Source organism: Gemmatimonas aurantiaca T-27, from assembly GCF_000010305.1.
Classification (GTDB): Bacteria; Gemmatimonadota; Gemmatimonadetes; order Gemmatimonadales; family Gemmatimonadaceae; genus Gemmatimonas; species Gemmatimonas aurantiaca.
This window is the reverse complement of record NC_012489.1, coordinates 3,649,197-3,659,834: the sequence shown is the minus strand read 5'-3', so window position 1 is coordinate 3,659,834 and position 10,638 is coordinate 3,649,197. Positions and strand designations below refer to the sequence as shown.

General features: G+C 65.4%; 7 protein-coding genes. All 7 read right to left on the bottom strand.

The window, feature by feature from the left end; genetic code table 11:
* Positions 1-3 precede the first annotated feature (3 nt).
* Genes GAU_RS15860 through GAU_RS15830 form a run of 7 tightly spaced genes read right to left on the bottom strand, consistent with a single transcriptional unit; the run spans position 4 to position 10,519 of the window.
* On the bottom strand, positions 4-2,103 hold the full coding sequence (locus GAU_RS15860) for a BatA domain-containing protein (protein ID WP_015894914.1): 2,100 nt from the start codon (positions 2,101-2,103) through the stop codon (positions 4-6).
* 14 nt (positions 2,104-2,117) lie between these two features.
* Positions 2,118-3,017, bottom strand: coding sequence for a DUF58 domain-containing protein (locus GAU_RS15855; RefSeq protein ID WP_015894913.1), 900 nt, complete (start codon positions 3,015-3,017; stop codon positions 2,118-2,120).
* Between the two features lie 10 nt (positions 3,018-3,027).
* A complete protein-coding gene (locus tag GAU_RS15850) occupies positions 3,028-4,080 on the bottom strand; it encodes an AAA family ATPase (RefSeq protein WP_015894912.1) in 1,053 nt (350 codons plus the stop codon).
* Positions 4,081-4,108: 28 nt separating this feature from the next.
* On the bottom strand, positions 4,109-4,906 hold the full coding sequence (locus tag GAU_RS15845) for a DUF4159 domain-containing protein (RefSeq protein WP_041265605.1): 798 nt from the start codon (positions 4,904-4,906) through the stop codon (positions 4,109-4,111).
* Complete coding sequence (locus GAU_RS15840) at positions 4,903-7,233, bottom strand: tetratricopeptide repeat protein (RefSeq protein WP_041265604.1); 2,331 nt, start codon at positions 7,231-7,233, stop codon at positions 4,903-4,905. The genes GAU_RS15845 and GAU_RS15840 overlap by 4 nt, the downstream gene beginning before the upstream one ends.
* An 11-nt stretch (positions 7,234-7,244) precedes the next feature.
* Positions 7,245-8,189: a hypothetical protein gene (locus GAU_RS15835; RefSeq protein ID WP_015894909.1), complete on the bottom strand. Its 945-nt coding sequence runs from the start codon at positions 8,187-8,189 to the stop codon at positions 7,245-7,247.
* Positions 8,189-10,519, bottom strand: coding sequence for a glutamine amidotransferase (locus GAU_RS15830; RefSeq protein WP_015894908.1), 2,331 nt, complete (start codon positions 10,517-10,519; stop codon positions 8,189-8,191). Before GAU_RS15830 ends, GAU_RS15835 begins: the two co-directional genes overlap by 1 nt.
* Positions 10,520-10,638: the final 119 nt, after the last annotated feature.

Below are 10,638 nucleotides of genomic sequence, written 5' to 3'. Positions count from 1 at the left end.
ACATCACGGACCAGCCGGTGTGGATCCGCCGGCCGATCTGTTTGACGTTGTGCCAGGAACCACACGGCGCGCCATGCCTCGGCGGCCACGTGTCCCAAGAATCGTTTCGGCGAGCAACAACAGTGCGGCGACAATGAGCAGTACCCGCCAGGGATTCTGGCGGCGTTCCATCTCTTCGACGGTCATTGGTGCATCGGCGTTAGCCGACGCAGCAGACTGTGCTGTGGACGTGGTACGCACGCCGAGCAGCAGCTCGGTGGTGTCCATCGGGGTCAGTTCCGACTCACTGGGCGGCACATTGACGGCCTGCACCGCGCCGGGCTCGCCCGACGCTCGTTCCGCATACGCCGTGTACAGTCCCGCGTCAGGCAGGGCCACGGCGGCGCCGGCCGAATCGGCCTGGGGACGGGTGAGTGCACCGGTGGGACCGGTCACTACCGGATTGGTCAGTGTGGTGGGTAGTGACCAACTCTCGCCGGTGCTCAGCCACAGCGGCGTGGCATCACGTCCCGAGGTGTGCAGCACCAACTGCCGCACAAAAGGCAGGTAGGCGGGCTGCAGCGGGAAGTCACCGTACTGATTGTCCAGCGGCACCGTGAGTGTCAAAGCGCGGCCATTGCCGATGCGCTGTTCGAGCACCGCGGGTACACCATCATCGAACCGGGCCAGAATGTCGGCCGTGGGCACCGCATCACCGCGCGGATAACGCCAGGCGCGCACCGCTGTGAGCGCATCCTTGGCTTCACGGAAAGGCGCAAACAGGGCGTGTTCGGCGCGCACATCACGCAGGGTGCCACCACGATCGCTTACCCGATCCGCCAGACCACTGAAGCTGATACCAGCATACGCCGGAAGCGCCGAACGCCGCGCGGCGAGCCGACGACCCGCTGCCAGCACGATGCCACCACCGTCGTTCACCCACGTCGTGAGTGCGGCCGGTGCATCGGGTGCCACATCCCAGAACAGCACGACACCGGTACGGGCCAACGCCGCCGCATTGGACGGCGCGCTGGTCAGCCGCTCCACCTGCATCTGCGGCGCGCGACCGATGCCGAGTGCCTGCTGCAGGTACAGTGTTTCCGATGCACTCATGTCCGACGGCGCCACCAGCGCCACACGCAACAGATCATCGCGTGGTACCACCGCCACCAGGGTGTCGTCTGCTACCAGCGAATCGGGCGGCAGCGCCACTCGTATGGCCACGGCTCCGTCGGGCGCAGGCACCGGCGTGAACGTGATCACCGTTTCGCCGTCACGGGTCAGGGACGTCGATGCCGTGGTGGCCTCACGTCCATTGACGGTCAGTGAGGCCGTCACCTGCCGCGCGGCGGGCAGCGCGTGGTTCTGCACCCGAGCCTTCACGGCCAGCAAGGTGCGATCGCCTTCGCGCACGCGGCGTGCATCGAGCGAGCGCACGGTGCTGTTCACCCACGTCTCGCCACCCACGCCGATGCCACGCACCTGCACGCCGGAGGGAAACTCCACCCCCGCAATGCCTGAGGCACTGGCTCGCTGCAGGTCGGAGATCACGATCACTTCCGCCGCGGCAAACGGCGCATCGAGCAGCAACTGCCGAGCAGTACGCAGTGCGGGCGCGAGACGGGTGCCTCTGCGCATCGGCTGCACCGCACCCAGGCTGCCGCGCACCGCCGCCCGGTCATCCGTCAGGCGCTGCATCACCTCGGCCGCATCGTCGTAGGCCACCAGGGCCACACGATCCTTGCCTTCCAACCGATCGATGACCGCCCGGGCTGAATCGAGGGCGCGCGGCCACACACCGGTGTACCCCATGCTCATCGACCGGTCGAGCAGAATCACCACCGCCTTGGTGCGATTGTCGGCGCCCACCACCCGCTGGTCCTTGAGCACCGGGCGCGCGAAAGCGAACACCAGCAGTGCCAGTGCGAGCAACCGCAGCAGCAGCATCGGCCAGTCGGTGATGCGCTGCCGGCTTTCCGTACGGATAGGCAATTGCTCCAGGAACATCAGTGACGGAAACCGCAGGGGGCGGTCGCGGTCGCGATGTCGCAGGTGCAGCAGAATGGGCACAGCCAGCGCAGCGAGTGCGGCCAGGAATGCCGGAACGAGAAAGCCGAGTCCCATGATGAGCCCTATCCTCAGCGCACCCGACCGCGCGTGAGCCGCGCGTCGAGATAGGCATGCAAGGCGCGGTCGAGCGGTTCGTTGGTGAGCAGCCGTACATAGTCGGCGCCGGCGGCCGCCAGCCGCGACTGCAGGGCCGCGTGATGGTCACGAATCAGCGTCTGATACTTGTTGCGCAGATCGTCGGGCTTGAGTGGCAGCAGCGCACCACTCTCCATATCCTCGAACGTCGTATCGGCATCACCGGGCAAGTCGCGCTCGGCGACGTCCACCAGGTGAAACACGATCACATCGTTGCCGTTCATGCGCAGCGCGTCCACCGCGCGGCCGAGTGCATCGGGGCGTTCGTAACAGTCGGTGATGAGCACGAGAATGCCTGCCCGAGAAGACAGCAGCCCCACACGCTCCACGCTGTGCACCAGTCGGCTGGAGCCCTTGGGCGTGGTGTTGGCCAACGTGTGCAGCATGCGCTGCAGATGGCGCACCGACGGCGGAATGACTTCTTCGAGATCCTGCGTGAACGTGGCGAGACCGACACGATCACCCTGCGACTGGGAGAGCCACGCCAGCGACGCGGCCAGCATGCGGCCGTACGCGAACTTCGTGACGGTTCCGCTGCCGTAGTCCATGGACCCAGAACTGTCGAGCGCGAACAGCACGCCCGCGTTCGTGTCGGCGTCGTACTCCTTGATATAGAACCGATCGGTGCGACCGTACACGCGCCAATCGATGCGTCGCAGGTCGTCGCCCGGCTGGTAGCTGCGATGCTCCGCGAAGTCGAGCGACGAGCCTTTGCGCAACGACCGATGTTGGCCGTGCATGAATCCATCCACGACCGTACGCGCCAGCAACGCGAGATCGGAGATCTTCGCGAGCAGCGAGGGGTCGAGAAAGGAGGCGGGAGCGACGGGCACAGGGCGACCGTTACAGGGAAGACTTGGGCAGCGGCACGCTCTCGATGAGCCGCGCCACGAGTTGATCGGTGGTCACCTTCTCCGACTGCGCCTGGAAGTTGATCAGCACACGATGCCGCAGCACCGGCCGGGCCAACGCACGCACATCGTCGAAGCTCGCACTCGCGCGCCCCTGCAGCAGCGCGCGGGCCTTGGCTCCCAACACCAGCGCCTGCGCGGCACGCACCGACGCGCCGTAGCTCACGTACTGCTTCACAAAATCCGACACCACGCCATTGGTGGGGCGTGTGGCGCGCACCAGCGACACGGCATACCGCGTGACGGCGTCGGCAATGGGCAGGCGACGCACCACGCGCTGATAGGCGAGGATCTCTTCCTTCGTCACCACCGAGCGCACGGCCTCTGGGGGCAGCGCAGTGGTGGCCTTCACCACGGCCACTTCATCCTCTTCCGGCAGGTAATCCAGCATCACTTCCAGCATGAAGCGATCGAGCTGGGCTTCGGGCAGCGGATAGGTGCCTTCGAGTTCGATGGGGTTCTGCGTGGCAAACACGAAGAACGGCTTGTCGAGTTCGTAGGTACGTCCCTGCACGGTCACACGACGTTCCTGCATTGCTTCCAGCAGCGCGGCCTGCGTTTTGGGCGGCGTACGGTTGATTTCGTCAGCCAGCAGCACATTCGCAAACACCGGTCCAGGCATGAAGGCGAGTCGTCGCTGCCCTGTGGTCGGGTCGTCCTGAATGACGTCCGTGCCGGTCACGTCACTCGGCATGAGATCGGGCGTGAACTGGATACGCGAGAACTGCAGGTCCAGCGCACGGGCGAGCGTGGAAATGAGCAGGGTCTTGGCGAGGCCCGGCACACCGACCAGCAGGCAATTGCCGCCGGCGAACAACGCGATGAGCGCCTGTTCCACCACGACATCCTGGCCCACGATCACCTTCCGCAACTCGGCGGCGATACGTTGGCCAGCGCCCTGCAGACGATCAGCAAGGGCCGCATCATCGAGACGGTCGAATTCAGCGACGGAAGCAGTAGCGGATGCGGCAGCAGGTGCAGTCACGCGAGTCCTCGACGGGGGAGGGAAGTGGTCAGCGAGTCAGGGCGTAGACGATGTAATTCACGCCCAGCTTGTACGATTCGTTCGACATGTCCAGCGGAAACATCCCCTGATCGGAAAACTCCCAGTACTCCGACAGGTCGTTGTTGTAGTTCACAATGGCCAGCATGCGCTTCTTCGGATCGTTGCCTTCGAAGTAGCCATAGAACACCGACTTCATCCGATAGTACGGGTGGTAGTAGTCGAGGCTCTTGATACGGTAGAACGAATCGAAGATCGGATGGTCCACGGTGAGTTCGATCGGGCGCAGATCGGGGAGCACCTTCCGCATCTGCGCTTCGAAATTCCGCCAGGCATCACCGGCAAAATCATCGAACACCATGAAACCGCCCTTCGTCAGGTAGTGCCGCATGCCCAGGGTTTCGGCCTCGTTGGGCACCCAGAACCCTGCTTCCGCCATGTAGGCGATCGGATACTTGCCGAGCTGCGGGTCGTCGAGCGTGAGGATGTTGCTCTGCATCGTGCGCACACGTGCCGACGTGATCTCACTGACGATCTTCGTGAAATGCCGTTCGCCACGCGGATAGTCGTGGCTCCACGGCAGGTCGCGCCCGCGGAAACCACCAAAGTCCGGCATGGTGTAGCGGATGCGCGCGAAGGTGAGTCGCCCATCATACGGCACGTTGTCGGCGAACTCCGGTTGACGGCCACCGCCGCGGCGTCCCTGGGCATCGAGAGTCGCAGGCGCCACAGTCAGCGCTGCCCATGCCATGCCCAGCACGAGGGCGCGCCGTGTCCATGAGTCGCCATCCCGATGCCAGCCGATCATCGCGAGGAGCCTCCGCTGCGTTGCCGCAACTCCAGCAACAAAGCCTGAGCCTTCTCGAAGCTCGGTGCTTCTTCCAGCACCTGCAGTAGCTCACGTCGGGCCTCGGCCACCTGTCCCGCGGCGGCCAATGCACGCGCCAATTCGTAGCGCGCGTCCAGCAAATCGGCTGGCTTGTTCGCGATCACCGCCCGGCGTTCACGCACGGCCAGCGCATGCTGCCCCTGCGCCGTGGCGAGTTGCGCGTAACGCACATGAATGGGTGGCTCGTACGGCCAGATCCACACCAAACGTTCCAGTGCGGCCATCGCGCCCGCACGATCACCGCGTGCTTCGCGCACAGTGGCTTCCAGTTGATTGGCATCCCACGCGGTTTCATCGCCGCCGGTCACCACCTGCAACATGGTCAGCGCGGTGGTTGTGTCCCGCTGCAACAGCGCGATGCGAGCCAGATACCATGCCGGACCATCCTCGGACGTGTATGACGGCATCAGTCCGCGTGCTTCCTCGAACAGCTTGCGTGCCGAGTCGGGACGTGTATCGATCAGGCCCATCGCGGCGCGCATCGCCCGGGGAAATTGACCGCCGGTAGAGTCAGTGGGCGTCATGCCTCGCGCCGCTGCCAGATCCTTGGCGTAACGCTGGCGCACCCAGGCGTCGAACTGGGTATCGACCTGTTCAGGCGACATCGCCAGCACTTTGCGGAAGGCCGCCGGTGTGTCCAATCCATCGCGGTACGCCACCAGCAATGCCGGTAGCGCCTTGCTGCCCTTGGTCAGCTCCACCCACTCGCTGAACATGGAGGCCTGGAAGTAACTGTTCTGCGTCTCCATGGGAGAACGAGGCCGCAGGAAGCCATCATTCAGCTCGCTGATGCGACGCACCTGGCCCGTGTTCATCGCCACGAGCCACGGCAGAGACGCCCGCGCGCCCCATCCGGGCGCTGCACGGCGTTCTTCCAGTACGGAGAGTCCTTCCGACAACCATCGTGGCACACGGTGCGCGCTGGCGCCCAGCGTGAACGCATGCGTGAGCTCGTGCCAGGCCGTGCTGCCCCAGTTGAACGTGCCGCGCTCACGGGCATTGGGCGCATCCATGGCCAGCAGACTGCCAAAGCTCACACCCAGTGCGCCCAGACCATTGAGGCCCACGGTACGCACCGAGAAGTCGGCGTGTTGGCGGAAGAACTCGAGACGCACCGGCGTCGGCGGCGAGTAGCCGTATCGCACCGAGAGCGAATCGAATGCCCGCTCCAGCAACGGCACGATGTACAGCGACAGCAGGTCCGCCTCGTCTTCCGGCGCGACCACCTCGAAACGTCCCTGTTTCACCGTACGGAACGTTTGCATCTTGTCGAGCAGGTCCAGCGTGTTCTTGTGCCACACGTTGAATGGATCGAGCGCAAACGCCCGCTCCACCGCGGCCCGACCGGCTTGCATCTGGCCGATGCGTAGCTGCGTGGTACCCAGCACACCAAACGCCGCCACGGACAGGGAATCGTCGCGCACGGCCTGCTGCGCCAATTGCACCGCTTCCGCGTAGCGTCGCTGCCGGATGGCTGCCTCCGCCAACGCGAGATTGAACGTGGACGGTGCGGGCTGCAGCGACGTGGCCGCGCGCAGCGCTCGGCGATAGCCGGTGGAATCGCCGGTGATCCAGGCGATGGCGCCCAGCACACTCCAACCCGCCTGCGTCGTACTGTCGGCCGTCACTGCGCGCTCCGCGTACCCCCGCGCGGAATCGAATGCTTCGACGTCGAGCTGCAGGCGCGCGATGTAGGCCAGTGTTTCGGCACGTCGCGGATCGGCTGCCAGACTGCGGCGCGCCGTCGCCATCGGCGTGCCTTTGCCTTCGAACTCCTCCACCCGCGCCAGCCCGAGCAATGCCTCGGCATCGTTGGACGCACGCTTGAGCGCCATCTCGTATGACGCCCGCGCTTCGGGGGCATTGTACTTCTCGAGGAACAATGCACCGGTGCGACGCACGGCCTCGAGATTGCTGGAGTCCATCGCGACGGCGCGATCAAACGCCCGCAGCGCTGCACGCACCGCCTCCGCGTCGCCGACACCAAGCAACGCGTACGCGCGTCCCGCTGAGGTGTGTTCGGCGCTGTTGCGTGCGCCGTCTTGCTGGTACGACGCCGTGATGCGACGCGCACGGGCGACCGCATCGGCCCGGTTGCCACGGTCGCGGGACGCTTCTGCCGCCGATACCTCGGTGCCCCATCGGTCGGGCATCGTGCGAGCCGTACCCTGATCCTGCGCGCACGCCAGCGATGTCGCAGCCATCAGGCCCGTCAGGACACTGGTCAGCAGCGCTCCCGCGCGCATCCCGGAACGGATCACTTGTCGCCCCCCGCCGCTTTGATGGCTTGCGTCTTCTCGGCGATCGCCAGCAGCAACCGTTCCAGCTCTGCATCGTACGCGTCGGCGGCCATCGTGGCCTTGCGGGTGCGCAATGCCGCCACCTGCGATTCGAGGATCTGTCGTTCGGCAATGAGCGCCGCCACCCGCGGGTTGGCTGACACGGCTTTGCCACCGAAGGTGATGCGCCCCGCGATGATGGAGTCGCTCAGCACCGCGTGTTCGGTGAGCATGCGGTTGGTACGTTCGTACGACTTGGCGACCTCCGCGCGGGCATAGCGGAACGCCTCCAGCACCGAGAGCCGGCCATCCTTGTCGGCATCGGCTTCTTCGCTGTTCAATGCCTTCGTAAAGACACCGAGAAATTCCGATTCGTTGCGTTCCATCGCGGTGCGTGTAGCCGTGATCACCACCCGCCCCGATTTCGCCAGCACCGGCACAAAATCACCGCTACCCGTGGCGGCGTTCACGAACACGACCTGTTGCTGTGTGAACGGTGCCATCCACGACGCATACTCCGAGGCCGTCGCATCCGGGCCCGGCAAGTTCACCTTGGAGCCAGGTCCTTCGCCGCTGCCATGGCCGAACAACATCACCAGCACCACATCGCCGGCGCTCACGCGCTTCGACAGGCGAAGGAACGCGGCAGCAATGTTGGCCTTCGTCGACTGCCCCTGTGATGCGGCCGTCGGCAGTGAGTCTTCCGTGAGTGCCACAAAATTCGAATCGGCCACGGCCCACCGTTCACGGGCAGCGGTGCGGGTGGATGCAATGGCCTGATTGAATGCGGTCTTGAAATTCGGCGCTCCAGACAGCCCTGCCACGATCAGCACGTGCGTGCGCTGTGCATGCACAACCGATGCCGGCAGTGAGAGCGTGATGGCCGCCGCACATGCGAGCCATAGACGACTGGCGTGTCGCATCAGGCCAGCCCTCGCCACCGGCGATAGCCCCACTCCGCGCCGAGCAGCAACGCGAGCAGCAGCAACACCGCGGGCATGTCCCACAGGTCCTTGGCTTCCCGTACGGTCACGCCGGCGTCGGTGTATACGGCGTCGTCAGCAAGGCGCGCCGCATCACGCAGGGGATAGTACTTGCCACCCGTTTCATCGGAGATGCGGCGCAGCAATGCCGAGCGCAATTCGGCCTGCGCAACGTCCGCCCCACGGTCATCCACCAGCACCGTGGCCTGCGTGACCTGCACCGAATCCCGACCTGCACCTGGACGCTGCGCGGTTGCTTCGATCGTGTAGCGCCCGGTATCGGCGGGGGTGAATCGCGCCGAGTAGCTGCCATCGTCACGCAACGACCACTCCAATGCCACGGACTGCGCCGCGCCGTCGGGGCCGGTGATGGTGGCCGTCACGCCGGCGTCGTTCACATCGGCATACAGCGGCGTGTTCACCTGCGCGCGCAACAGCACCGGTTCGCCGGGCGCCACTCGGGTGGGCGATGCGATGATCTCGAAGGGCGCTGGTGCGTCTTCCACAATCCAGCGCACTATCTGCCGCCACAACGTGTGGTGCGTGAGGTCTTCGACGGGAATGGAGGTGTCCATGCGCCACAACCACGTATCCTGTACACCCAGCACCGCGCTCATGCCGCGACCGTAACGCTGGAATGCGAGAATCGGCACATCGCTGCGGCCATCGTCGGTGCGACCCGCCAGCAACTGTGTCGCACCGGCGCGCAGAGTGCCCAGGCGATTCACCATCGTGAGCGCCGGCAGCGAATCCCACCGTGTCCGCGAAGCGGCCAGCGATGTGCCGAGCTGCAGCGCCGAGTGCGACTCGCCGGCGCGTGTGGGGCGGATCATCACGGGAATCGCCGGTCCTTCGGCATTCACCTCTCCCCGCGTAAGCGTGAGCGGCAACACGTCGGCAATCGGTGTGCCGGCATATCCCCCTTCGGACAGCGAGGCGCGGCCACCAAGCACCATGAGTCCACCGCCGCGCACACTCACGAAGTCGGCCAGCATGCGCAACTGTTCCGGCGTGAAGAACGACGCTTCGATGCTGCCCAGGATGATCGCGCGATACTGATAGAGTTCTTCGCGCGTGGTGGGGAAACCACCAAGCAGTTCGAGACTGTCCTGCACGCCCAGTCGCAGGAATTTGCGCTCGGCGCTGCGCATCAGTCCCACGACCATCAGTGCACTGTCGTTCGCCACGGCACGACGCAGGAACGCAAACTCGGGGCGCGGTTCCCCTTCGAGATAGAGCACACGGTCAGGGCCCGCCCGGACCGCCATGCTGGTCTGCCACTCGTTGTTTTCGGTGACGATCTCCGATGCGAGTGGGCGCGCCCGCACCGCGAGGCGATGCACGCCGGGGTCCAGCGGTGGCACACGGACCTGCAACGTGGCGAGATCACCACGCGCCGGTGGACGCACCGATTCGGTGGCCACCACACGGCCATCGGCTTCCACGGTCACCGTCACCGGATCTTTGCCGGTGCCACGCAGGCGCACGTCGATTTCCACCACGCTGCTGGCGCCAGCGAGTGTACGACGCGGTGCATCGACCCGCTCAATGGCGATATCGCGCTCGAACCGTTCGCGACCAACACCCACGGTGTACACCGGTACACGGCGGGCACGGAGCGCGAGTAGTGCATCGTCGAGCGCGCCGTTGCCGTTGTCGGCGCCATCGGATACCACCACCACACCGGCGAGTGGCATGCCGTTCAGGTCTTCGCGTACATCGACGAGAGCTTGCGTCAGGTCGGAACGGGTGCCGCCGGCGAGCACCTCGCTGCTGCTGCGCATCGGCGCTGCAGCCGCCGAGAAGCGAAAGCGGCGCAGTGCGAATTTTTCGCCGAGGGTGCGCATCAGCGCACTGGTGTCGGAGAACACGCCTTGCATCGCATCGAGACGTGTGGCAGCCGCATTCGTCCCGCTCGATGCGGCTGCCCCGTCTACATCATGAATGCGCATGCTGCGTGAGTCGTCGTACAACACCGCAAACACATTGCGCTGCGGAACGGCGGAAGCAATGACGAGGCCTGGGCGCAGCAGGCAGCCGATGACGAGCAGGATGACCAGGACACGCAACGTGGCCAGCAGGGCGCGGTCGCGGCCACGCAAGGTGCGCAGTGAAGCGTGTGTGGCCACAACGATCGCGACCAGCACCAAGGCGACCACCAGGAGCACCAGGATCGGTACGACCGGGGCCACGACGAGATCACCGCGGGCAAAGGCGCGCGGTGGATACTTGAAGAGGAGCGTGCTGACAGCGTCGATCCAGGATCCCACAGGGCGACCAGCGATCTCAGGGCGGGGAGACGACTACGCGGCGGGCACAACGGGCGAGCAGTTGGACACCAGAGGGCATGAATGCGTGCCCTGCGATCAGCAACTTCCTCACAGTGCAG